Genomic DNA, 24,474 nt, shown 5'->3' with positions numbered 1-24,474 from the left:
CTCACGTCCTTCGCGCGTGCAGGAGAAGGATCGAGGCGAGGGACGGGGCCGCGCAGACGAGCCGGTCGAGGGGGCGCAGCGGGCGGGGCACGCCGTGGAACGGTGCCCCGGTGAGCCCTACGACGTCGAAGCCCGACGCGCCGACGAACTCCTTCAGGGCGCGCGGCGTGTAGAGGCGCAGATGACCGACCACCTCGGTGCCCGGCCTGCCGTGGATCGCGCGCAGGCTCACCTCCGAGAAGACGGGCTGCACGCCGGCGAGGAGCAGCGCCCGGTTGTACCAGGCGGCCAGGTTCGGCGTGGACAGCATCAGATGGCCGCCCGGGCGCAGGACGCGGCGGATCTCGTCGAGCGCCGCGTCGGGGTCGACGAGGTGCTCGATCACCTCGGACAGGAGGACCGCGTCGGCGGCCCCGTCCGCGAACGGCAGCCCGTGGCCCGTCAGTTCGCCGCGTACGACACGGGGGACGCGGTCGGCCGCGCGGCGCAGCGCGTCCTGCGACCAGTCGACGCCGACGAGGCGGTGGCCGTCGGGTGCGGGGAGCAGGCGGGCGGTGGTGGCCGCGGCCGAGCCGTCGCCGCAGCCGATGTCCAGGACGGTGGCGTGCCGGGTGCCGGACAGGGCGGCGGCGAGGACGCGGGCCTGGCGGCGGGTACGGGGCGTGCCGGAGGCCACCGGGACGCTCGGGTTCTCGTAGAAGTCCCGCAGGTCCGCGGGCGGGGCGTCGAGTTCGGTGGGTGTCGTCATGGTGCCTCCTCCTGTGTCGCGTGGAGGTGCTGCTCGAACAGGTCGCGCAGGCGGGCCCCGTCGCCGGGGCCGAGCAGGGTGCGCGACCAGCGCAGGGCCAGGTGGAGCCGGCCCGCCGTGGACGCCGTCGTGAACGTGAGGCCGCGCGGCATGCGGGCCGGCGCGGAGAACCAGACGGCGCGGGCGCGGCCGCCGTCGCCGAAGTCCAGTGGGTAGGGGACGCGGCCGATGTTGCTGAGCAGGGTGGTCGACGTCCACGGTGCAGCCGCCGTGCGCAGGGCGCGGGTGGCGGCGGCGCGCCAGGCGACCGGGGCGTAGGGGCTGGTCAACAGGGCGGCGCCGTGGCCGAGTTGGGGGCGGGGCTGGGACTTAAGTGCGGCGGTGCGGGTGGCGGTGAGGCGGAGGAGTTCGGGTGTCGGGGACTTCAACTCCGCTGGGGTGAGGGCGACTTCCACCAGGCGGGTGCCGTTGCCGATGGGCATCGTCGTGTCGCGCGGGCGGTCGTCCACCGGCATGGTGACCCGCAGCGGGCGGCGGGTGTGGTGGGTGCCGTGCTCCTCGTTCCAGTCGGCGATCGTGCGGGCCGTGGCCACCATCAGCTGGTCGTTGACCGTGTACGGGGCGCCCTTCGGGCGGCGCGGCACCGACAGTTCGGTGACCAGGAGGCCGTTGCCGGGGCGGGGGTCCGGGGTGCCGGAGGAGACGCGGGCCGGGCGGGACCAGGGGGAGGGCGGGGGCTGCGGGGGGCGGGGGCTCAGGAGCGGGGGAGCGGTGGGCGGCGGGGAGTTGTCGCGGCCGGAGTAGAGCTCCGCCGCGGTGGCGACGACGCGCAGGCAGGCGGGGCCGTCCAGGGCCGTGTGGTTGATCGTGACGAACAGGACGGTGGTGCGGGTCCGGGGGTCCTCCACCGCTTCCAGGCGGATGGGTGGGGACGCGGTGAGGGGTGGGGCGTCGGCGAGGGAGCGGGTGCGGGCCTCGTGCAGGGCGTTCGGGGTGGGGGCGGGGAAGGAGACGGGGGGTGTGTCCGGGGTGCGGGTCAGTTCCCACTCGTAGTGGCTGCTGTACCAGTGGCGGGGGGCCTCGCGCATCAGGATGCGGGGGTGGTGGCGGAGGGCGTCCGTGAACGCGTGGGTGAGGCGGGTGGGGTCGAGGCGTCCGGTGAGGTGGATCTCGATGTGGACGGTTTCCGGTTCGCGGTCCTGGAGGCAGTGGCGGGAGACCTCGTCGACGGTCGGGAAGGGGATGCGGGTCGTGCGGTTTCCGCCGTTGGTGGGGCGGTCCAGTGTGGTCATGGGGTGCTCCCCGGTGTCGTGGGGTCCGGCTTCGGCGGGAGCGGGGGCCTCCGGCCCGGGGAAGTCGCCCCCTTCCTCCCCTTCCCGTCCCGTCGTGGGGGCTTCGCCCCGGGTGGTTGCGGACTCGGGGCTCTGCCCCGGGCCCCGCGCCTCAATCGCCGGCGGGGCTTGATTCGGGGCTTGATTTGTGGTCGTCAGCGCTGCGAACAGGGCTATCAGCGCCAGGAGTTGGGCTGCTGTGCTGTACGCGCCCGCGCCCTCCCGGACCGGTTCTCCCGCGCCTGTCGCCGCCACCACGCCCGCTGCCGTCATCGTCAGGAACGCGAGCGGGACCAGGAGGGTGTGGCGTTTCCAGGAGAGGAGGGCGAGGGCCGGGACCAGGGCCGCCCAGGGGCCCGCGATCACGATGCCGATGGCCGTCAGGAGGGCCGTGCCGATGAGCAGGCCGGGGGCCGGTGGCGGGGCCGGGGGGTCCTGCTCCGTTTCCTTGCGGCGCCACAGGCAGAGTGCGCCGAGTGCGAGGAGCGCCGCGCCGGAGGCGAACAGGCCGACCTCGTACGTGCGGGCCGGGGCGTAGGACAGCTTGACCGTGCCGCTCGCGCCGCCGGGGACCAGCCACGCCTGCTGCCACCCGTCAAGGCGCAGCGAGGTCAGCTTCTTGCCGTCGAGGGTGGCCTCCCAGCCGTCGTTGGCGTTCTCGTACATGGTCAGGTACGTCGCCTCGCCCGCGTCGACCCGTGCCTCGCGGCGGTCGCCGAGCCAGTCGCGGACCGTGAGCCCGCGGGCGGTGGGGGTCGCCTCGGTGGTGGCCGTGGTGTTCGTGAGCGTGATGTCCGTGAGGGAGAGCGGGCCGGAGGGCGAGGTCCTCAGGGTGTGCGGGCCCGCGGGGAGGTCCAGGGCGTCGCCGCACGGCTTCACGGTGACCGGGCGGCGTTCGGTCAGGGCGCGCAAGGTGCCGCTCGCCGAGGTGCGGTGCCGGGTGCCGTCGATCGTGACCGTCGGGCCCTTGCCGCAGGGGAGGCTGAACTCGCGCTCCGGAGTGGGCTGTTCGACCCGGTACGCGTCGAGGCTCGGGATGTAGGCCTCGGTCAGGCCGACCGGGAGCTGCAGGTCCTTGTCGGCGACCGGGTTGTGAACCTTGAGCCGGGCCGCCTTCGTGATGGTGATGTCGAGGCGGTTCGTGGTGATGGGTTCGAAGCGGGCCACTCCGTTCTTGTCGACGCCCGCGACCGCGGCGCCGTCCGGGCTGCTGATCTCGATCTCCTCGGGGCGCGTGGTGAGGCCGCCCGCCCCGGGGAGCACGACAGTGGAGACGGGCTGCTTGTCCGGCCAGCGCAGGTGGATCGTGGGGTCGTCGCCCGCGATCCAGGCGGTCGTCAGGTCGCCGTCGGTGAGGTTGCGGGGCGTGGCGTTCAGGCCGAGTTCGGCCGTGGAGTCCGCGGTCGCCGTCATCCTGCGGCGCTGGTCGGGGGCGAGGTCGTAGAGGAGCTTGTCGAGGGCCGGGCCGGGCGTGGGGGCGGCCGTCGCCGTGAATTCGTAGGTGGACTCGCCCGTCGTCGTGAAGACGCGGTTCAGGGAGCGCTCGGTGTCGGTGAGGGTGAGGCCGCCGTCGCTCGTGGCGCGGTGGAAGGAGTACTGGTCGGCCCGCTCGGAGTCGGCCGGGAGGCGCAGCGCGCGGGTCGCCCTGACGCCGGGGACGTCGATGGACGTGAACCCGGCGCCGGTGAGGCCCGGGCGGGCGCGCTGCGTGTCGAGGATCGTGACGCGCAGCCAACTGGCCATGCCCGCAGGGGACTTGATGGCCTGGCGTTTGCCGTTCGGCTGGATGCTGGCCGTCGTGGAGCCCTTGTCCGTCTCGATCCGTACGCGGGTCGGGGCCGCCCGCACGTTGTCCTGCGGCAGCGGTGTCAGGTGGATGGTCGCGGGGATCCGGGTCGGCCGGGTGAAGTCGACGCGGACCCATTCGCCCTTGGCGGAGTCGGCGGCGCCCTCCGTCCACGCCGTGTCGGGGTCCTTGTCGAAGGCGTTCACCGGGTCGAACTGGGGGAGGTGCAGCAGCCAGTTGCCGCTGGAGGACGCCGTGACCGAGCGGGCTCCCCGGATGTCGGCCGTCGTCTGGTGGGCGATGCCCTCGGTCGGGAGGATCTGTTTCGGCGGCTCGCCCGGGTTCTCGGAGGCGTTCGGACCGTTGCGCTCCGTCGGCGTGTACGGGTACGAGGTGTTGGTGTTGACCAGGCCGAAGCGGGTGTCCGCGCGGCGCAGGCCGTCGGCGGCGATCCGCAGCGCCGGGTTGCCGATGCCGGGGTGGTTGTCGCCGGTCAGGACGGCGGGGCGGTTCAGGAACGACGGGTCGGACGACAGTCGGAGCAGGGCCTCGGGGCCGCCGCCGACCTCCGCCGTGTCCGCCACCGGGAGCAGGCCCGCCTGTCCCGGCCGGCCCGCGTCGCCGCGCGGGGCGTAGATCTCGACGGAGCGGCTGCGCGGGTACAGGCCCTCGATCTGGACCGGGGTCTTCTCGGCGATGCGGCCGCCCGTGACCTGCGGGCCGAATCCGGTCACCCGGTGATAGCCCGACTCCGTCAGCGTGCGCTTGACCGTGGCGGTCGGGACGTAGCCGAACTGGTCGGGGTCGAGGTCGTTGCGGACCACCACGTAGTACAGGCCGGACCGGATCAAGTAGTCCTGGAGTCCCGGTACTTGGGTGCCGCTCATCAGTGACTGCTCGACGGCGTCCATGGCCCGCCGGTTGCCGGGCGTGCCGAACGGGACGTAGTCGCGCTGCGCCCAGCGGGAGTCGGCGAGCACGTCGAGCGGCTGGTCGATGGGGGAGCCCCAGGTGTAGATGCCGTGGGCGGTCGCGGGCACGACGAGGGCGCGGGAGTCCGGTGAGTACTTCTTCAGCCAGTCGGCTGTCGTCTCCCAGTACGTGGGGAGTTTCTGGAACGCGCCCGGCTGCAGGATCGAGCCGTTGAGGTACGGCCAGGCGAGGCCCGGCACGATGAGGATCGCGGCGATCAGCGTGGCGTGCCGGCGGGCGCGCAGCGGGCGGGCGCCGCGCGGGTCGGAGGCCACGCCCACGAGGTGGGCGATGCCGAGCGCGAGGGCGAGCGCGATCCCGGTCTGGAACTTGTAGACGTTGCGGAACGGGGCGAGGCCCCCGTCCAGCCACGACCGCACCGTGTCGTGGAAGGGTGCACCGAGCGAACCCCCGTATCCGGCGAGGGTGACGAGGGCGGCGGCCATCACGACGAGCAGCAGCCAGCGGCGCTCTGGGATGTCGCGGCGCGCGAGGCCCGCGAGGCCGATCGCGGCGGCGAGCGCCGAGCAGACGATGACGACCACCGACGTCGCCACCGCCCAGCCGGCGGGCAGCCAGGCGTCGCCCAGGTGCAGATACGCCACCCAGTTCCCGGAGCCGCGCAGCGTCTCCGTCGCGGACATCGTCTCGGTCGTGGTCTGCGAACTCTCCACGTACGGCAGGAAGTTCTCGCCGTGGATGCCGAGCAGGACGAGCGGGATCGTCCACCAGGCCGTCGCGAGGATCACCGACGGGATCCACCAGGCGATCTGGCGGCGCATGCGGGCGGACGGCGGCCGGGACAGCAGGTACAGGCCCACGGGGAGCAGCGACGCCAGCGTCGAGGACGCGTTCACGCCGCCCATGAACGGGATCAGGAGCGCCGAGCGGGTCGCCGAAATACGGGCGGTCGTACGGGGGTTGGTGAGCGGGAGCAGCACCCACGGCAGGAACGCGCCGGGCAGCGCCGCCGCCGACGTCGAGCCGACGACGATCGTGAACGTCGGCCACAGCGCGTACGCCACCGCGCCGAGCAGCCGGCTGCGCGGCGAGCCCACTCCGAGGCGTTCGGCGAGGCGCAGGGCGCCCCAGAAGGCGACGGTCACGACGATCGACATCCACAGCCGCTCCGCCAGCCACACCGGGATCTGCAGCAGATCGGTCAGGCCGTAGTACGGCAGCATCGGGAACGCGTAGCCGATGTACTGGTCGGCGATCCCGCCGAAGCCGGCTCTGTCGTGCCACAGTTCCCCGAGGTCGCCGAGGAACTTCCAGGGGTCCTGCGAGACCCCGAGCTTCGTCTCGAACGTCGCCCGCCCTGGCTGCACCGCGCAGAACGCGACGAACAGCACGGCCCAGAACGTCAGCAGCCAGCGGCGCGAACGCGGTCCCGGCTCGGGTTCCGGGTGCGTCGCCGCCGCGGGTGGGGCCTGGACCATGGTCGTCATGGGGGACACCGCCTGAGGATGAGGAGGAGGTTCCAGGTGGCGAACTCGCGCACGCCGGGGACCCGCGTGACCGCCTCCGCGAGGAACGGCCAGTAGCGGGAGCGCGCCGCGACCACGCGCACGTCGTCGCGGGCGCGCACATGGCGCAGGGTGGGGCCGATGTGGTGGGCGAAGAGGTTCTCGCCGAGGGTGTGCTTGGGCGCCCTGCCGGTGCGCCGCCGGTAGCGGGCCTGCGCGCGGTCGGCGCCCAGATAGTGCCAGGGCGCCCACTCGTGACCGCCCCACGGGGACAGCCAGTTGGTGAACGCGACGTAGATCAGGCCGCCGGGCTTGGTGACCCGGACCAGCTCGCTCACGAAGGTGTCGCGGTCGGCGACGTGCTCCAGGACGTTCGAGGAGAACGTGACGTCCGCCGACGCGTCGGGCAGCGGCAGCAGATAGCCGTCCGCGACCACCGTGCCGGCCGGCGGGTCCTGGCCCAGCTCGGTGGTGTCCGGCTCGAAGAGGAGGGCCTGCGCGCCGCGCGCCCGGAACTCGCGCGTGAAGTGCCCGCTGCCGCCGCCCACGTCCACGACGACCTTCCCGGCCACCTTCCCGTACGCCTCCACCTGGTCGGCGGCGTCGCGGGCGAGCAGCGCGTAGCACGCCTCGGGGTCCTGCTGCTCGCGCAGGAACGCCCGGAACAGCGCGAGCGAGCGGGCCGGGGACGGATCCCTGAACCCGGCCTGCCCCGCTACCCCCGTGGCCGCCGTCATGGCGTCCAGCCCCGCACCGCCTCCGCCGCCACCGCGCCGAACTGCCGCACGGTGTGCGCCCATCGGTAGCCCGAGGCCCGCTCCTGGGCCGCCTTGCCCATCAGTTCGCGGCGGTGCCCGGACAGGGCGAGCGTGCACCAGGCCGCCGCGAAGGCCGATTCGCCGTGCGCGAGCAGTCCGGTCGCGCCGTCCTCGACGGAGTCGCGCACTCCGGGCACGTCGAAGCCGACCGCCGGAGTGCCGCGCGCCGCCGCCTCGGTGATGACCAGGCCCCAGCCCTCGACCGCCGAGGGGTGCAGGAGCAGCCAGGCCTCGCAGAGCAGTCGGTGCTTCTCGGCCTCGGAGACATGTCCCGTGAACTCGACGCCCTCGCCCGCGAGTTGGCGCAGACGCGCCGCCTCGGGCCCGTCCCCGACGATCACCAGGCGGCCGCCCGTCACCGGACGCACCCGTTCCCACAGGCGAAGGAGCAGGTCGATCCGCTTGTACTCGACGAGCCGGCCCATCGCCAGGAACAGCGGGTCGGGGGAGCGGTCCGGGCACGGGCCCGGCTCCTCGACGCCGTTCGGGACGAGGCGGATCCGGTCGGGGTCCACGCCGATGTCGTGCAGCGCGTGTGCCGTCGACGGCGAGACGGCCACGAGCAGATTGCGGCGCTGCGCCCCGGAGAGCGCCCAGTGTTCGAGTCTTCGGCCGAGGTGGGCCGCGGGTGCGAGCGGTCCGCGCAGGCGCATCCGCCACAGGTCCGTGTGCACGTGGTTGACCAGGCAGAGCGTGGGGCCGCGGTGCCACAGCGGGGCCAGGTACGGCATCCCGTTGCAGACCTCGACGAGCAGGTCGCAGTCGCCGACCTGGCGGGCGAAGGCCGAGCGCGCCCGCAGGTAGTGGGCGTGCTCGCCGCCCGCGGAGACGACCCGGTAGTCGCGGTAGGCAGCCGGGCCGCCGCACAGCAGCGTCACCTGGTGGCCCTGGCGGGTCAGTCCTTCGGCGAGCCGGTCGACCAGGAGCTCGGAGCCGCCCGCGGCCGGGTTGCCGAGGTCGCGGTGGGCGAGGAACACGATGCGGCGCGGGTGTGGGGGGTCGTGCTGCGGATGCCGCGCGGCGTGTGGGGACGTGGCGCGCAGCGGGAGGGGCACGTGCTGGGGCATGGGTGCTCCAACTCGTCGGGCGTACGCCGGTGTTCAGGCGTACCTGGGCGTACTGGGAGGTACGGTGCCGAGGCTGTGCGGGGCCTGTGCACGGGGTGGGGAGGGACAGTTTTCGCCCCGCTGTTCGATGCGGCTACTCACCCGCGTGACAAGTTTGGGTCCGTATTCGACTGACGTACCGTCACATCGTGGACGTTTCCAGGGTCGTCGGGGACGTATCGGGATCCGGACGCTCCGTCCCTTCCGGCTCCGGCCTGCCGCCCCTGCCCCGCACGACCAGCACGAGCCCGGCCGCCACGAGCAGCACCCCGAGCCCACCCGTCACCAGCGGCAACGTCGTGCCGAGCAGGGTGAGCCGGTCGTTGTCGTCCTGTGCGAGCGCCACCTGCGCGCGCTGCGTCGCCGGGGTGAAGGCGATCCTCCGGCTGTCCAGGAGCACCGCCGCGTCCTTGTCCGTGCCGGGCGCGCGCAGCGTCTTGCGGGGGCCGATGGCCGCGTACAGGACCCGGCCCGTGACCTGGTCGACGACGAGCTCGACGCGGTGGTTGGCGTACCACTCCTCGGCGAGGACCTGGCCCTTGTTCGGCTGCCCGACGAGCCGCCCCGGCACGAGCCGCGAGCCGGTCCTGGCGGGGGCGACGGTGCCGGTGAACCGGTAGCCCTCGTAGCCCTGGACCTTGGTCTCGCCGCTGAAGCGGAGCGGGACCGTCGCGCCGAGGGTGTTGTCCCACCAGGTGTAGGTGCGCTTCTCCACATGGAAGGGGAACTTCAGGTAGGCCTCGCCGCTGAAGGCGGGCTGCTCGCCGCAGCAGTGCTGCGGCTCGTTGGTCCTCCGGTCGACGACCCAGCGCTCCAGGGTCCACTGGAGCGCGTCGTGCGGGTCGGACGCCGGCAGCGACTTCGCGGTGTCGACGGACGTCGCCACGTCCCACACGGCGTTGCCGCTGCGTTCGCTCTCGGCCACGTCGCCGCGGGCCTGCCGGGTGACGATCAGCTTGCGATCGCGCACGGTCCTGATCTTGTCGGTGTCGAAATAGCTGCCGGTTCCGGTGAACACGGTCGTCACGTCGACGTCGATGCTGGTGCGCTCGGCGCGCGGCTCCACGTACCAGGCGAGCATCCCCGCGAGGACGAGCAGGAACGTGCCGAGACCTGTTGCTACCAGGGAGAATGGTGAGGCTGTACGGCGCATCCGGCACTCCTGGAGGAAGGGCATCCGCGCTCTGTTCGCGGTCGGCCGGTTATGGGCCGGGAACCGTAGACGCACCCTTGACGAAGTGTCAACGGGCTGTGAAGACTGGGGACTTGAGGCGAACGGGTTGCTGTTCGTCGCAATCGCACGGGTGGGGAACGACCTCTGGCGACCTCGATACCCCGATCGGTGGACCACGGATCGGGCACGGACGAGAGGCTGACCCTGCGATGAACCGACTGCTCGCCGCCGCGCTGTCCGCGGCCACGGGAGCCGCGCTCGCCCTCGCGGCCGCCTTCGGCGTGCTCGCGCTGATCAACGCGACGCCGGACCAGCCCAACACCCCCTTGGTGACCTACGAGACGCCCGGCCAAGGGCGCTGACCCGTGCCGGCCACCACACGCTCCGCGTGGTGCGACGTGCCGCGGCTCCAGGCCAAGCAGTTCGTGGCGCTCGCCCTCGAAGAGGCGCCCCGGCTCGCCCGGGACATCCTCGACGAGATCCACCGCGAGTTCCCCCAACTGCCCGTCGTGCTCGACGAGTCGGGCGAGGCCGTCGCCCTCGTCGGCATCCGGCGCGCCGTCGAGGACTTCGTGCGCGGATTCGCCGACGGCGCCGCGGACGGCGTCCCCGAGGGGCAGGCGCCCGCCCTCTTCCAGGAGTTCGGGCGCGGCCAGTCCCTGCACGGCCGCAGCCTCGACTCGCTCCAGGCGATGTACCGGCTCGGCGTGAAGATGGCCTGGCGCCGCCTCGCCGACATCGGACAGCGGCTGCACATCCCGCCCCCGGCGATGTACGAACTCGCGGAGGCCGGCTACGAGTACCTCGACGGCCTCGTCGACCAGTCGGTCCGCGGCTACGCGGAGGCCGCCGCCCGGCAGGCGGGGGAGCGGCTGCGCCAGCAGCGCAAGCTCATGGACCTGCTTCTCGAAGGGCGCACCGCGGCGCCCCGCGACCCTGTGCAGGCGCTCACCGAGCGCGCGGCACGCGTCGGCTGGCAGGTGCCCGCGCACGTCGCCGTCGGTGTGCTGCTGCGCCCCGCCCGCGACGCGGTCGCCCCCGCCGTCGGGCCCGACGTCCTCCTCGACATGGAGCCGGAGCGGCCCCGGCTCGTGCTGTCCGAGCCCGACGCCGCGGGCCGCGCCGACCTGCTGCGCCGCGCCCTGTCCGGCTGGACCGGGGCGATCGGCCCGCCCGTCGCGCCCGCCGACGCGGCGAAGTCGCTGCGCTGGGCGGAGGCCGCCGTCGCCCTCATGGAGCGCGGACTGCTGCCCGACGCCGAAGTGGTGCAGTGCACCCAGCACACCCAGGCCCTCGTCCTGCTCCAGCCCGAGGAACTGGTCGACGACCTCGCGCGGCGCGCCCTCGAACCCCTCACCCGCTGCGGCCCCACGCACGCGCGCCGGCTCGCCGAGACCCTGCTCGCCTGGCTGGAAACGCGCGGCGGCGCCCCGGAGGTCGCGGCCCGGCTCGGCGTCCACCCGCAGACCGTCCGCTACCGGCTGCGCCAGATCCGCGAGCTGTGGGGCGAGGAGGTCGACGACCCGGACCGCCGCTTCGAACTGGAACTGGTGCTTCGGGCCCGGCGCCTTCGGGGGGAACTCGGGCCTGTGTAGACCGTGCAGACCGTGTACAGGGCAGCGGATCGGCCATTGCCCGGTCAATGCCCCTGTGCTTAGCCTATGTTCGCGATACCGACCGTCTGTTGAAATACCGAACATAGGGAGGGGTCGGTTGTGGGACGTCTCGTACCAGCCGTGACCCGTGCTCTGGACATACTCGAGCTGTTCCTGGACGGGGACGGCACGCTGTCCGCCCCCGACATCGTCCGCAAGCTACAGCTTCCGCGGACCACGGTCCATGAACTGGTCACCACGCTCGCCGCCCGCCAGTACATCGTGCAGGTCCCCGGCCAGCCGGGCCGCTACCGCCTCGGCGTACGCCCCTACCAGCTCGGCAGCCGGTACGCCGAGCAGCTCGACCTCGCCGCCGAGGGGCAGCAGGTCGCCCGCGACGTCGCGGAGACCTGCGACGAGACCGTCCACGTCGCGATCCTCGAGGGCACCGACGTCATCTACATCGCGAAGGTCGACTCCACGCACGCCGTGCGCATGGTGTCCGCCGCGGGCCGCCGCCTCCCCGCGCACTGCACCTCCGTCGGCAAGATGCTGCTCGCGTCGCTGCCGGAGGCCGAACTGAGCGCGCGGATCCCGGACGACGCGGACCTCGTCGCCATGACCGAGAACTCGATCACCGACCCGGCGGCCCTGCGCACACACCTGGTGGGGGTGCGCGACCGAGGCATCGCCGTGGAGAGCCGCGAGTCGAACACGGACGTGTCGTGCGTCGCCGCGCCCGTGCGCGACCGCACCAACCGGGTCGTCGCCGCGCTCTCCATCTCCGTACCGATGATCCGCTGGAGCGACGCGCGCGAGGAGGAGCTCGCCGGGCTCGCCGCGAAGGGCGCCGCGGACCTCTCCGAGCGCCTCGGCCACCGGGGGGTGGCGCGATGAGGATCCGCGTCGAGGAGGCCGTGCGGGCCTCGGCCGAGCTGGGCGAGGGGCCAACCTGGGATCCGGCCGCGGGCCGCGTGATCTGGGTGGACATCCTGAACTCCCGCGTGCACACCTACGCACCGGGCAGCGGCCGCCGCACCGTCATGACGACCGAGCAGCACGTGGGCGCCGCCAAGCCGCGCGCCGACGGCGGCCTGGTCGTCAACCTCCGTGACGGAGTGGGGAGTTACGCCCCCGACGGCGCCTTCTCCTGGCTGCACCGCGAGCCCGTCCCGGGTCGGCGCGGAAACGACGCGGCGGTGGCCCCCGACGGCGCGCTGTGGGCGGGCTCGATGTCGTACGACGAGACGCCCGGCGGCGGCAACCTGATCCGGGTCGCGCCCGACGGGGCGGTGACCGAGGTCCTCGACGACGTCACGATCTCCAACGGCACCGGCTGGAGCCCCGACGGCACGCGCATGTACTACGTCGACACCCCGACGGGCCGCATCGACGTCTTCGACGTGGACGGCGAACGGATCGGCAACCGGCGGGAGTTGGCGAGCGTCGAGAACGGCGCGGGCTCCCCCGACGGGCTCACCGTCGACGCGGACGGCTGCGTGTGGGTGGCCCTGTGGGACGGCGCCGCGGTCCGCCGCTACACGCCCGAGGGCGAGCTCGACCGGGTGCTGCCGCTGCCGGTGAGCCGCCCCACGGCCTGCGCCTTCGGCGGCGCGGACCTGGGGGACCTGTATGTGTCGACGGCGCGCGTCGGGCTCGACGGCCCCGAGCCGCTGGCGGGGTCCCTGCTGGTGGTACCGGGAGTCGGCCAAGGCCTCGCCCAAGCGGCCTTCGGCGGCTGACGGTTCGGGCCCCGGCCCGGTGGATGCCCGTGGGGCGTACGGCGTTCGCGTCGTGCGCCCCACAGCCTTTTTCCCGCGAATCCCGCGCGACCCATTGACGCGCAAGCGCTTCGATTTTACGGTCCGTTCGAAGTTACGGGCGGCATTCGAAATATCGGACGTAGGGAGGGGCCGGTTGTGGGACGACCTGGCCTGAACCGCAGACAACTCCTCGCCGGCGCGGGTGGGTTGGCGGTCGCGGGAAGCCTGGGATTCGCGGCCATGGGCACGGGCGCCGACGCGCTCGCCTCGGGCGCGGACACCCGCGTGCGCTACTGGAACCTCTTCAGCGGCGGCGACGGGTACAACATGATCTCGATGCTGAACGACTTCCGTCGTGGGCATCCGGACGTCGACGTGAAGGACTCCACGCTGCAGTGGGGCAATCCGTACTACTCCAAGCTCGCGATGACCGCGTCGGGCGACCGTGCCCCGGACCTCGCCGTGATGCACCTCGGGAGGATCCCCGGCTTCGCGCCCGGCACCCTCCTCGATGCCTGGGACGTCGGACTGCTCGCCAAGTACGGCGTGCGGCAGGAGGACTTCAACCAGGTCCTGTGGAAGCGGGCGACGGTCGACGGCAAGCTCTACGGCCTGCCGCTCGACATCCACGTCCAGCTCTGCTTCTACCGCAAGGACGTGCTGAAGAAGGCGGGGCTGCTCGACGCCGACGGGCGGATGGCCGAGGTCACCTCCACCGACGCGTGGTTCGACGTGCTGAAGGAGGCCAAGAAGGCGGCCAGGAAGGGCGTGCAGACCCTCGGCCTGAACGCCGAGGACATGAACATCCAGTGGTGGATGTTCGTCGCCTTCTACACGCAGCTCGGCGGCACCTGGTTCAGCGCCGACCGCACCGAGGTCACCTTCGACACCGACAAGGCCACCCAGGTCCTGGAGTTCCTGCGCAAGCACGTCACCGACGGGTACTCCGTCGAGGGCGCCATCGGGGCCGAACAGTTCGTGAACGGCGCCCCGTTCACCTGGGAGGGCAACTGGTCGGTGCCCGTCTTCGACAGCGCCAAGGTGTCGTACGGGGCGACGCCGCTGCCACCGGTCTTCGGCAAGCAGGCCACCCACGCCGAGTCCCACGCCTTCGTCCTCCCGCACCAGGCCGAGCGCGGCGGCGCCGCCAACGAGGGCGCCCACCAGCTCGCCGCGTACGTCGTCAAGCACGCCCGGAAGTGGGCGCTCGGCGGCCACATCCCCGCGTACACGCCGACCCTGTCGTCGGCCGCGTACCGAAAGATGGAGCCGCAGAGCGAGTACGTGTCCGCGATGAACCACATGGCGACCGAGCCGAAGGCATGGTTCGCCGGCTCCACCGGGCTGCTCGGACAGCGCACCGGGCCGATCGTGATGGCCGCGTCCGCCGGCTCCGCGCGCCCCGAGGCCGCGGCCCGCCGCCTCAAGGGCGCCCTCACCCAGCTCCTCGCCTCGAAGAACCCGATGGACGGCAAGACCGCCGCCCAGGGAGGTGCGGTCTCATGACCACGACCAGCGCGCAGCCCGTCCTGGCCCCCGCGACCGCGCGGTCCACCACGCGGAGCGGCACCGTCCGCCGCAAGCAGGGCTTCCAGCACGGCGGGTGGTTCGTGGCGCCGTTCCTGGTGCTGTTCTGCCTCTTCGTGATCTGGCCGGTGGTGCGCGGCCTGTACCTGTCGTTCACCGACGCCAACATCTCCGGCGAGGGCGCGAGCTTCATCGGCCTCGACAACTACCGCGAGGCACTCAAGGACGACCTGCTGTGGGACTCGCTCGGCCACAGCGCGTACTTCACGCTCCTGGTCGTGCCCTGCATCACGGTCATGGCGTTCCTGCTCGCGATGCTGGCCCACCACATCGAGCGCGGGAAGTGGCTGTGGCGGCTCTGCTTCTTCATGCCGTTCCTGCTGCCTTCGACCGTCGCGGGCAATCTGTGGGAGTGGCTGTTCAACCCCACCGCGGGCATGGTCAACCACGTCTTCGGCCTGAACACGGCGTGGCTCGCCGACTCGTCGTACGCGATGCTCGCCGTCGTCGTCTGCACGCTGTGGTGGACGGTCGGCTTCAGCTTCCTGCTCTACCTGGCCGCCCTCCAGGGCATCCCGGCCCATCTGTACGAGGCCGCCAAGCTGGACGGCGCGAACGCCTGGCACCGCATGGTCCACATCACGCTGCCGATGCTGCGCAACATCACCGGGCTCGTCATCACGCTGCAGGTCCTGGCCTCGCTCCAGGTCTTCGACCAGGCCGTCGTGATGTTCGACTTCGAGCCCGGGCCCGAGGGATCCACGCGCACGTACGTGCAGTTCACCCTCGAAGAGGGCTTCACCGCCTACCGGGTGGGCTACGCCTCTGCCGCCTCCATCATCTTCTTCGTGATCATCGCGTCCGTCGCGCTCGCGCGGATGTGGCTGCTGCGCAACCGTGAGGAGGGCGCCCGATGACCGCCACCGCCCCGCAGATCCGCCTCAAGCCCCGCCGCGGGTGGACCGTGAGCCAGATCGTGCTCACCGCCCTCGGGGTGGCCGTGTCCGCGGTGTTCCTCTCGCCGCTGGCCTGGGCCCTGTTCACGTCCCTGAAGTCGGAGACGGAGGCGGTCGCGTCGCCGACGCACTGGCTGCCCGAGAACTGGACCGGGCAGGCCTGGTCCGCGATCTTCGAGACCGGCAACATCACCAACTGGTTCGTCAACTCCGTGGTCGTGTCCGTGTGCGTCACGGCCGTCGTGGTGCTGACCAGCGCGCTCGCCGGATACGGCTTCGCGCGCACCGAGTTCAGGGGCAAGGGCGCCCTGATGGGTCTGGTCATGGCGGGCCTGATGGTCTCGCCCGCCGTGCTCGGCGTGCCGCTGTTCACCACGGTCCAGCAGATGGGGATGGTCGACACCTATTGGGGCATGATCCTGCCGCAGTGCGCGCACGCGTCGATGGTCTACATCCTCTACAAGTTCTTCCAGGGCGTCCCGCGCGAACTGGAGGAGGCCGCGGCCATCGACGGAGCGGGCCGCTGGCGGATCTTCTTCACCGTCATCCTGCCGCTGTCGCGGCCCTCGCTCGCCGCGGTCGGCATCTTCACGTTCATCAACTCGTGGAACAACTTCCTGTGGCCGTACATGGTCACCCACAACCCCGATCTGATGACCATGCCCAACGGCATCGCGACGATCATGAACTCCTACGGCATCCAATGGGCCCAGCTGATGGCCGGCGGCCTCATGGCGGGCCTCCCGCTGATCATCGTCTTCGTCTTCTTCCAGCGCCAGATCGTGGCGGGCGTGGCCCACACGGGCCTGGCCGGGCAGTAGTCCAAGTCCTTCAAGGAAGGGAACACCTTGCGCACCGCACGCTTCACCCTCGACCCCGCCTTCACCGTCGGCACGGTCAACCCCCGGCTCTTCGGCTCGTTCGTGGAGCACCTCGGCCGCTGCGTCTACACCGGGATCCACGAGCCGGGCCACGAGCACGCGGACGAGTCGGGCCTGCGCACCGATGTCCTTGAGCTGGTACGGGAGTTGGGGGTGACGACCATCCGCTACCCCGGCGGCAACTTCGTCTCCGGCTACAAGTGGGAGGACTCGGTCGGCCCCGTCGAGGACCGCCCGGCCCGCCTCGACCTGGCCTGGCGCACCACGGAGTCGAACCGCTTCGGCCTGTCCGAGTACATCGCGTTCCTGCGCAAGCTCGGTCCGCAGGCCGAGCCGATGATGGCGCTGAACCTGGGCACGCGCGGCGTGGCCGAGGCGATGGAACTCCAGGAGTACGCGAACCACCCCGCCGGCACCGCCCTGTCCGACCTCCGCATCGAGCACGGCGACAAGGACCCCTTCGGTATCCGCCTGTGGTGCCTCGGCAACGAGCTGGACGGCCCCTGGCAGACCGGCCACAAGACGGCCGAGGAGTACGGGCGGATCGCGGCGGAGACGGCGCGCGCGATGCGCCAGATCGACCCGGATGTGGAGCTGGTCGCGTGCGGCAGCTCGAGCCAGGCGATGCCGACGTTCGCCGAGTGGGAGGCGAAGGTCCTCGCGGAGACGTACGAGCTGGTCGACTTCATCTCCCTGCACGCCTACTACCAGGAGCACGACGGCGACCGGGACTCCTTCCTCGCCTCCGCGGTGGACATGGAGTCCTTCATCGAGAACGTCGTCGCGACCTGCGACCACGTGGGCGCCCGCCTCAAGTCCCCGAAGAAGATCAACCTCTCCTTCGACGAGTGGAACGTCTGGTACCAGTCGCGCTCCCACTCCCAGGTCGCGGCCCTCGACTGGCCCGAGGCGCCGCGCCTCCTGGAGGACGTCTACTCGGTCACGGACGCGGTCGTCTTCGGCTCGCTGCTGATCGCGCTGCTGCGCCACGCGGACCGCGTGACGGTGGCCTGCCTCGCCCAGCTCGTCAACGTCATCGCACCGATCATGACCGAACCGGGCGGCCCGGCCTGGCGGCAGACGACGTTCTACCCCTTCGCGGCGGCCTCGAAGTACGGCCGCGGCGAGGTCCTCGACGTCCGCGTCTCGGGCCCCACGTACGACACGGCCCGCCACGGCACCGCCGACCTCCTGCACGCGACGGCGGTCCGCGCGGACGACGGCACGGTCACCGTCTTCGCGGTCAACCGCAGCCAGACGGAGACGCTCCCGCTCGAAGTGACGCTGAACGGCCTCTCCCTGGACCGCGTCGTGGAACACACCGTGCTCTCCGACGCCGACCCGGATGCCTGCAACACCCTCGCGGAACCGGAACGCGTGGTCCCGCACACGGTGTCCGACACGACCGTGGAAGCCGCAGCCCTGAAGGCTTCACTCGCCCCGCTGTCCTGGAACGTGATCCGGCTGGCGTGACCGCGGGAGCCCGCTCACCGCGTCACGGCAGGGGACTCGGGAGCGGGCTCCGGTGCGTGGTGGGCGTCCCCCGCCACCACCAGGGAACGGCCGCGCCGCCCCCGCAGCGTCACCGTCACGCCCACCGCCGCGAACACCGCGCACACCAGCAGCAGGGGGACTCCCGACACGCCCCACATCGCCAGGCCCGAGCCCGCGAGGAGGGTGACCAGGGCCCAGCGGAGGGCCGGGCCGGAGATGCGGGTCGAGAGGAGGGCGCCGCCGACCACGCCCGGGATCGCGCCGATCAGCAGCGTGCCCGCCATGCCGAAGGCGACGTCGCCGAAGATCACGTGGCCGAGGGCCGCCGCCGCGACCACCGGGATGGCCTGGACGAGGTCCGTGCCGACGAGGTGGTTCGCCTTCAGGCGCGGGTGCGCCAGCATCAGCATCACGATGATCAGCGAGCCCGAGCCGACGGACGTCATGCCGACGATGAAGCCGCCGATCAGGCCGATCGCGAGGGTGGCCAGCGGGCGGACCGCCACGTGCGCGTCCTCCGCCTCCTCCGCTCCCGTGCCGCGCCGCGCGTCGAGCCGCATCCGGGCCAGCATCCCCACGACCGCGAGGACGAGCGCGCCCCCGATGACGTACTTCACCCGCTCCTGGAGCTGGTCCCCGTCCCCGAGCAGGCCCAGGCAGAGCGCGCCGAGCACCGCCGCCGGCATGGCCGTCGGCAGCAGCCAGCGCACGATGTCCCAGCGCACGGTCCCCGCGCGCTGATGCACCGCCGCCCCGAACGGCTTCATGAACACGGACGTGGCCAGGTCGCTGCCGATCGCCGCCGTCGGGTTCACGCCGAACAGCATCACCATGATCGGGGTCATCAGCGCGCCGCCGCCCATGCCGGTCAGGCCCACCGCGAGCCCGACCAGGGCACCGGCCACGACTATCGCCCAGGAGAAGTCCATGACGGCGACTGTACGCACCATCCCTATGGGAAAGGTAGGGATGAGCCGGGTGTCCCAGATGGTGGAAGCAAGTGCGTCCCAGATGCTGGAAGATCCATGAGTGTCCACGACAATGGCCGCATGAGGATCTCCGCCCGCGCCGACTACGCCGTACGTGCCTGCCTGGAAATCGCCGTCCATGCCGAGGGGGACGGCGTGCCGATCAAGGCCGAGGCCGTCGCCGCGGCACAGGAGATTCCGCACAAGTTCCTGGAGGGGATCCTCAGCGACCTGCGGCGCGGCTGCATCGTCGTGAGCAAGCGGGGCGGCAACGGCGGCTATCTGCTCGCCCGGCCCGCCACCGAGATCACCGTCGCCGACGTCGTGCGCGCGGTCGAGGGGCCCATCGTCTCGGTGCGCGGTGAGCGGCCGAACGCGCTCAGTTACACCGGGCCCGCCGAACCGCTGCTCCCGCTGTGGGTGGCGCTGCGGGCCAATGTGCGCAAGATCCTGGAGGGCGTCACGCTCTCCGACCTCGCGCACGACCGGCTGCCGGAACCGGTACGGGAACTGGCCGAGGACCCCGCCGCCTGGCGCAACCCCTGAGGCTCAGGCCCCCGCGGACCTGATGAGGCGGTCGACCGCCGCCGTGCCCGAGCTGTAGGTGGTCCCTCCGTATCGCTCGGGCACGACGGCTCCGTTCCCGCTCCCCATGAGCGACTCCAGACCGGCCACCAGGCGCAGGACGTCCGGTTGGGGTCGCACCACGAGGCGCAGGAAACTGCTGGACGATCCGATCTTGTTGCCGCACTCGCGCACCAGGACTCCGTGCTCGGCGAGCAGCCGGTCGCGGACGGCCACGCCGTCGACGCCGTCGGGCAGCCGCACGTAGAGGAAGTTGCCCTGCGAGGGGTAGACGGTGAGCGGGCGCAGGCGTGCCAGGTGCCAGCGCATGTCCTGGCGGTCGCGGCACACCTGGCGGATGCTGTCGGCGTACTCCTGGCGGTGCTCGCGGAGCATGAAGACGACCGTCTCGGCGAAGGCGTTGAGGTTCCACTTCGGGAGCATCGACCGCACCTTCCCCGCCAGGCCCGGGTTCGCGACCAGGTAGCCGAAGCGCACGCCGTGCAGGCCGAAGTTCTTGCCGAGGCTGCGCAGCACGATCACGTTCGGGCGCAGCACCGCCTCCTGCACGAGGCTGGGGTCCCGGCCGCCCTCGGTGTCGGCGAAGTCGAGGAAGGACTCGTCGATGACGATCAGGTCGAGGTGCCGGAGTTCGTCGATGAGGGTCAGCAGGGCGCGGCGGGGGAGCAGGCCGCCGTCGGGGTTGTTGGGGTTGCAGACGACGGCGGCGCGCGAGCCGCGCGCGTGGATGAACTCGGCGTACGCCGCCGGGTCGAGCGCGAACCCGTCGCGCTCGGGCAGCGGGAACATGTCGACCCGCTTGCCCGTCTCCATCGGCTGGTCCGTCCACCGCCCGAACGTCGGCACCGGCACGGCGAGGGACTCGCGGACCAGCAGGTGGTCGATCCACGTGATGAGCTCGGTGGAGCCGTTGCCCATGGCCACGGTCTGGGGGTTGAGGCCGAGGACCTGGCACAGCTCGGCGGTGATGTGCTCGGCGCTGCTGGGGTAGTACGTGAGGATCTCGTGCAGCCGGTCGCGGAGCGTATCCAGCATCCCCGGAGTGGGGAAGTAGGGGTTGCAGGGGATGCAGAAGTCGACGACCTCGCCGCCGGCGCCGACCGCCCCGGCCCGCGTCAGCTGGCCGTAGGAGGGGGAGTGGGCCGTCGCCCCCTGGAACAGCGAGACCACGCTTCCGCTCATCACATGCCTCCGCCCGTATCCGTGGTGGCATGTCATACGGATACGGGCGGGGCGGTGTTCAACGGGTGGTGCTCAGGTGCTCAGGCAGTTCAAAGTGCTCAGGTGCCGAACGAGTGCACCGTCGTCGTCCGGTACGTCTCGCCGGGCCGCAGCACCGTCGACGGGAACTTCGGCTGGTTCGGGGAGTCCGGGAAGTGCTGGGTCTCCAGGGCCAGGCCGTCGCCCTGCCGGTAGGTGCGCCCCGACTGGCCGACGAGCGTGCCGTCGAGGAAGTTGCCCGAGTAGAACTGCAGGCCCGGCTGGTCCGTGGCGATCTTCAGGGTGCGGCCCGAGACCGGGTCGCGCAGCGTCGCCACCAGCTCCGGCTTCGCCGTGATGCCCTTGTCCATCACCCAGTTGTGGTCGAAGCCCTTGGCGAGGATCTGCTGCGGGTGGGCGTCGCGGATGTCGCGGCCGATGGGCTTCGCCTTGCGGAAGTCGAACGGGGTGCCCGTGACCTTCGCCAGTTCACCGGTCGGGATGAGGCCCGCGTCGGTGGGCGTGTAGCGGGAGGCGGCCAGCGTCAGCTCGTGGTCGTAGATCGTGCCGCTGCCCTCGCCCGCGAGGTTGAAGTAGGTGTGGTTCGTGAGGTTCACGACGGTCGCCTTGTCCGTCGTCGCCTCGTAGTCGATGCGCCAGTCGCCGCGCGCCGTCAGGGTGTACGTGACCGTGGTCTTCAGTGTGCCCGGGTAGCCCATCTCGCCGTCGACGGACGTGTAGTGCATGTGCAGGCCGACGTCCGGGCCGGAGGTGAAGGGCTCGATGTCCCACACCCGCGTGTTGAAGCCCTTGGCGCCGCCGTGCAGCGAGTTCTCGCCGTCGTTGACCGAGACCTGGTAGGCCTTGCCGTCGAGGGTGAACTTCCCCTTGGCGATGCGGTTTCCGTAGCGGCCGATGGTGGCGCCGAAGAACGTGGTGCCGGCGACGTACTCCTCGATGGTGTCGTAGCCGAGGGAGACGTTCACGTACTTGCCGCGGCGGTCCGGGAGTTCGAGCGACTGGACGATGCCGCCGTAGTTGAGGACCTTGAGGCGGGTGCCGCCGTTCTCGAGGGACCAGCGGTAGATCTTCGTGCCGTCGGCGAGCTTGCCGAAGGGCTCCTTCACGGGCTTCCTGCCTCCCGACGCGTGTGCGGAGGTGCCTCCCGACGCGTGCGCCGTGCCGCCGAGCGCGGTGGCTGCGACACCGGCCGCCGCGGCGGAGGCCATGACCGTACGTCTGCTCAGTTCCATGGTGTGCGGCTCCAGAAGTGAGATGCGAAACCTGACTTACGAACCGGACTTGCGCTTGTTCCACACGTCGAAGCCGACCGCGGCGAGCAGGGCAAGGCCCTTGATCACCGACTGCCAGTCGGAGCCGACGCCGAGCAGGTTCATGCCGTTGTTCAGCACGCCGAGGACGAGACCGCCGATGATCGCGCCGAGGATGGTGCCGACGCCGCCGCTCATCGACGCGCCGCCGATGAACGACGCGGCGATCGCCTCGAGTTCGAAGTTGAGACCCGCCTTCGGCGAGGCCGCGTTCAGCCGGGCCGCGACGACCAGGCCGGCCAGGGCCGCGAGCACGCCCATGTTCAGGAAGACGTAGAAGGAGACCTTCTTGTCCTTCACGCCGGACAGCTTCGCCGCCGGGAGGTTGCCGCCGATCGCGTAGATGTGCCGGCCGAAGATCGAGTTGCGCATCACATAGCCGTAGCCGACCACCAGGACGCCGAGGATGATCAGGACGATCGGGGTGCCCTTGTAGCTGGCGAGCAGCAGCGTCACGACCGCGATGGCCGCGACGATCGCGACGAGCTTCAGCACGAACAGGTTGAACGGGACGACGTCCAGGGAGAATTCGCGCTGCCTGCGCCGGTCGCGCAGCTCCTGCCAGACCACGGCGGCGGCGAGCACGACACCGAGCAGCAGCGTGAGGTTGTGGTAGTTCGTGTTCGGGCCGACCTGCGGCAGGAAGCCGTTGCCGATCTTCTGCAGTCCGTCGGGGAACGGGCCGAGCGTCTGTCCCTTGAGCAGGATCTCGGTGAGCCCGCGCCACACCAGCATGCCGGCGAGGGTCACGATGAACGACGGTATGCCGCCGTACGCGATGAGCCAGCCCTGGATGGAACCGGCGATGCCGCCCATCACCAGGCAGAGGATCATGGCGACGGGCCAGGACACGTCGTGGCTGACCGTGAGGACCGCCGCCATCGAGCCGACGAACGCCGTCAACGAGCCGACGGACAGGTCGATATGGCCCGCGATGATCACCAGCATCATGCCGATCGCGAGGATCAGGATGTAGCTGTTCTGCAGCACCAGGTTGGAGACGTTGCGCGGCAGGATCAGGTCGCCGTCGGTCCACACGGCGAAGACGGCGACAAGGAGGCCGAGCGCGATCAGCATCCCGTACTGGCGCATGTTGCGGCGCATGCCGTCGACGACCAGCTGGAGCAGCCCGCCCCCGGCCGCCTCGCCCGCCTTGCGGGGCGGCGGTGGCGGCGCGGCCGCCGGGATCTTGTCCGTCACGTTCGTGCTCATCGCGCTACCTCTTTGTCCTTCGTCATCAGGCGCATCAGCGATTCCTGCGTCGCCTCGGCGCGCGGCACCTCGCCGGTCAGGCGGCCCGCGGCCATCGTGTAGATGCGGTCGCACATGCCGAGCAGCTCGGGCAGCTCGGAGGAGATGAAGACGACCGCCTTGCCCTCGGCCGCGAGCTTGTCGATGACCGTGTAGATCTCGTACTTGGCGCCGACGTCGATGCCGCGCGTCGGTTCGTCGAGGATCAGCACATCGGGGCCCGCGAAGATCCACTTGCTGAGGACGACCTTCTGCTGGTTGCCGCCCGACAGCTTGCCCGCCGGCTCGAACACCGTCGGGGCCTTGATGTTCATCGACTTGCGGTAGCCCTCGGCGACCTGCCGCTCCTCGTGCTCGTTCACGACCCCGCGCTTGGCGACCTTGTCCAGGGCGCTCATCGTGATGTTGCGGCCGATGGTGTCGATGAGGTTGAGGCCGTAGTGCTTGCGGTCCTCGGTGACGTACGCGATCCCGTGCCCGACCGCGTCGGAGACGTGCCGCGTGCTGATCTCCTCGCCGTCCTTGAGGACGACGCCGCCCGCGTACCTGCCGTACGTACGCCCGAAGACGTTCATCGCCAGTTCGGTGCGGCCCGCGCCCATCAGGCCCGCGATGCCGACGATCTCGCCGCGGCGCACCGTGAGCGAGACGTCGTCGACGACCTTGCGCTCGCGGTCGATCGGGTGGCGCACCGTCCAGTTGCGGATCTCCATGGCCGGCGCGGCGCCCGCCTCGGGCTGGTGCGGGGTGCGGTCGGGGAAGCGGTTGTCGAGGTCCCGGCCGACCATCCCGGAGATGATCCGGTCCTCGGTGGTCTCCGGCGCCCGCACGTCGAGGGTCTCGACGGTGCGGCCGTCGCGCAGGATCGTCACCGAGTCGGCGACCTTGCGGATCTCGTTCAGCTTGTGCGAGATGATGATCGAGGTGATGCCCTGGTCCTTGAGCTCCAGGATCAGATCGAGGAGCGTGTCCGAGTCCTCGTCGTTCAGGGAGGCCGTCGGCTCGTCCAGGATCAGCAGCTTCACCTCCTTGGCGAGCGCCTTGGCGATCTCCACGAGCTGCTGCTTGCCCACGCCGATGTCGGCGACGCGGGTGTTGGGGTTCTCGTTCAGGCCGACGCGGCGCAGCTGGCGCGTCGCGTGGCCCAGCGTCTCGTGCCAGTTGATGAAGCCGCGGCTCGCGTGCTCGTTGCCGAGGAACATGTTCTCGGCGATCGACAGGAACGGCACGAGGGCCAGCTCCTGGTGGATGATGACGATGCCGTGCGCCTCACTGGCGTTGATGTCCTTGAACTCGCAGTGCTCCCCCTCGAAGAGGATGTCCCCTTCGTAACTTCCGTGCGGGTGGACGCCGGAGAGCACCTTCATGAGGGTGGACTTTCCGGCGCCGTTCTCCCCGCAGATGGCGTGGACCTCGCCGGGACGGACGCTCAGGGAGACGTCCGACAGCGCCTTGACGCCGGGAAAGGTCTTGACGATCGAGCGCATTTCCAGGACGGGTCCCGCCATGGTCGTGCCCTTCT

19 protein-coding genes and 1 pseudogene are annotated in these 24,474 nt (G+C 71.3%); 9 read left to right on the top strand and 11 right to left on the bottom strand.

Annotated features, from left to right (window positions below):
• Position 1 precedes the first annotated feature (1 nt).
• The 6 genes and pseudogenes from ACZ7L4_RS16810 to pgfA form a co-directional block, all read right to left on the bottom strand.
• A complete protein-coding gene (locus tag ACZ7L4_RS16810) occupies positions 2–748 on the bottom strand; it encodes a class I SAM-dependent methyltransferase (RefSeq protein ID WP_472103183.1) in 747 nt (248 codons plus the stop codon).
• A complete protein-coding gene (locus tag ACZ7L4_RS16805) occupies positions 745–2,040 on the bottom strand; it encodes a condensation protein (protein WP_472104038.1) in 1,296 nt (431 codons plus the stop codon). The genes ACZ7L4_RS16810 and ACZ7L4_RS16805 overlap by 4 nt, the downstream gene beginning before the upstream one ends.
• Before the next feature lie 1,140 nt (positions 2,041–3,180).
• Positions 3,181–6,276 (bottom strand): annotated as a pseudogene (locus ACZ7L4_RS16800) (alpha-(1->3)-arabinofuranosyltransferase); the annotation flags it as partial.
• A 5-nt stretch (positions 6,277–6,281) separates the two neighbouring features.
• Positions 6,282–7,040: a class I SAM-dependent methyltransferase gene (locus ACZ7L4_RS16795; protein ID WP_472103181.1), complete on the bottom strand. Its 759-nt coding sequence runs from the start codon at positions 7,038–7,040 to the stop codon at positions 6,282–6,284.
• Entirely contained in the window at positions 7,037–8,188 is a 1,152-nt protein-coding gene (locus ACZ7L4_RS16790) for a glycosyltransferase family 4 protein (protein WP_472103179.1), read from the bottom strand. The genes ACZ7L4_RS16795 and ACZ7L4_RS16790 overlap by 4 nt, the downstream gene beginning before the upstream one ends.
• A gap of 181 nt (positions 8,189–8,369) precedes the next feature.
• Positions 8,370–9,380, bottom strand: coding sequence for a cell envelope lipid trafficking protein PgfA (gene pgfA / locus ACZ7L4_RS16785; RefSeq protein ID WP_472103177.1), 1,011 nt, complete (start codon positions 9,378–9,380; stop codon positions 8,370–8,372).
• Positions 9,381–9,610: 230 nt separating this feature from the next.
• On the opposite strand from pgfA, the gene ACZ7L4_RS16780 reads away from it, so the two are divergent.
• From ACZ7L4_RS16780 to arfA, 8 genes are all read left to right on the top strand, one after another.
• Positions 9,611–9,763 (top strand): hypothetical protein, encoded by a 153-nt coding sequence (locus ACZ7L4_RS16780; RefSeq protein WP_356377293.1) that lies wholly within the window; start codon positions 9,611–9,613, stop codon positions 9,761–9,763.
• A 3-nt stretch (positions 9,764–9,766) separates the two neighbouring features.
• Positions 9,767–10,996, top strand: a complete 1,230-nt coding sequence (locus ACZ7L4_RS16775; protein WP_472103175.1) for a PucR family transcriptional regulator — start codon at positions 9,767–9,769, stop codon at positions 10,994–10,996.
• Positions 10,997–11,116: 120 nt separating this feature from the next.
• Complete coding sequence (locus ACZ7L4_RS16770; protein WP_472103173.1) at positions 11,117–11,893, top strand: IclR family transcriptional regulator; 777 nt, start codon at positions 11,117–11,119, stop codon at positions 11,891–11,893.
• Positions 11,890–12,738: an SMP-30/gluconolactonase/LRE family protein gene (locus ACZ7L4_RS16765; protein ID WP_472103171.1), complete on the top strand. Its 849-nt coding sequence runs from the start codon at positions 11,890–11,892 to the stop codon at positions 12,736–12,738. The genes ACZ7L4_RS16770 and ACZ7L4_RS16765 overlap by 4 nt, the downstream gene beginning before the upstream one ends.
• A 177-nt stretch (positions 12,739–12,915) precedes the next feature.
• Positions 12,916–14,265 (top strand): extracellular solute-binding protein, encoded by a 1,350-nt coding sequence (locus tag ACZ7L4_RS16760; protein ID WP_472103169.1) that lies wholly within the window; start codon positions 12,916–12,918, stop codon positions 14,263–14,265.
• Entirely contained in the window at positions 14,262–15,203 is a 942-nt protein-coding gene (locus ACZ7L4_RS16755; RefSeq protein WP_472103167.1) for a carbohydrate ABC transporter permease, read from the top strand. Before ACZ7L4_RS16760 ends, ACZ7L4_RS16755 begins: the two co-directional genes overlap by 4 nt.
• Positions 15,200–16,063 carry a carbohydrate ABC transporter permease gene (locus ACZ7L4_RS16750; RefSeq protein WP_472103165.1) on the top strand — a complete coding sequence of 288 codons (864 nt, stop codon included), beginning with the start codon at positions 15,200–15,202 and terminating at the stop codon, positions 16,061–16,063. The genes ACZ7L4_RS16755 and ACZ7L4_RS16750 overlap by 4 nt, the downstream gene beginning before the upstream one ends.
• Positions 16,064–16,090: 27 nt before the next feature.
• Complete coding sequence (gene arfA, locus ACZ7L4_RS16745) at positions 16,091–17,596, top strand: arabinosylfuranosidase ArfA (protein WP_472103163.1); 1,506 nt, start codon at positions 16,091–16,093, stop codon at positions 17,594–17,596.
• Between the two features lie 14 nt (positions 17,597–17,610).
• Here the strand turns inward: arfA and ACZ7L4_RS16740 are convergent, their stop codons facing one another.
• Positions 17,611–18,546: a sulfite exporter TauE/SafE family protein gene (locus tag ACZ7L4_RS16740; RefSeq protein WP_472103161.1), complete on the bottom strand. Its 936-nt coding sequence runs from the start codon at positions 18,544–18,546 to the stop codon at positions 17,611–17,613.
• A gap of 120 nt (positions 18,547–18,666) precedes the next feature.
• Between ACZ7L4_RS16740 and ACZ7L4_RS16735 the strand changes: the two genes are divergently transcribed.
• Complete coding sequence (locus ACZ7L4_RS16735) at positions 18,667–19,131, top strand: RrF2 family transcriptional regulator (RefSeq protein WP_472103159.1); 465 nt, start codon at positions 18,667–18,669, stop codon at positions 19,129–19,131.
• Positions 19,132–19,134: 3 nt separating this feature from the next.
• Here ACZ7L4_RS16735 and ACZ7L4_RS16730 read toward each other — a convergent pair whose 3' ends face one another.
• From ACZ7L4_RS16730 to mmsA, 4 genes are all read right to left on the bottom strand, one after another.
• Positions 19,135–20,352, bottom strand: a complete 1,218-nt coding sequence (locus tag ACZ7L4_RS16730; RefSeq protein ID WP_472103157.1) for a pyridoxal phosphate-dependent aminotransferase — start codon at positions 20,350–20,352, stop codon at positions 19,135–19,137.
• A 98-nt stretch (positions 20,353–20,450) separates the two neighbouring features.
• Positions 20,451–21,623, bottom strand: a complete 1,173-nt coding sequence (locus ACZ7L4_RS16725; RefSeq protein WP_472103155.1) for an aldose epimerase family protein — start codon at positions 21,621–21,623, stop codon at positions 20,451–20,453.
• A 36-nt stretch (positions 21,624–21,659) separates the two neighbouring features.
• Positions 21,660–22,913 carry a multiple monosaccharide ABC transporter permease gene (gene mmsB / locus ACZ7L4_RS16720; protein ID WP_472103153.1) on the bottom strand — a complete coding sequence of 418 codons (1,254 nt, stop codon included), beginning with the start codon at positions 22,911–22,913 and terminating at the stop codon, positions 21,660–21,662.
• A complete protein-coding gene (gene mmsA / locus ACZ7L4_RS16715; RefSeq protein WP_472103151.1) occupies positions 22,910–24,460 on the bottom strand; it encodes a multiple monosaccharide ABC transporter ATP-binding protein in 1,551 nt (516 codons plus the stop codon). Before mmsA ends, mmsB begins: the two co-directional genes overlap by 4 nt.
• Between the last annotated feature and the right edge of the window lie 14 nt (positions 24,461–24,474).

The sequence above is a fragment of the Streptomyces sp. NPDC107575 genome, from assembly GCF_055657265.1.
This window is presented reverse-complemented; position numbering and strand designations above follow the sequence as displayed.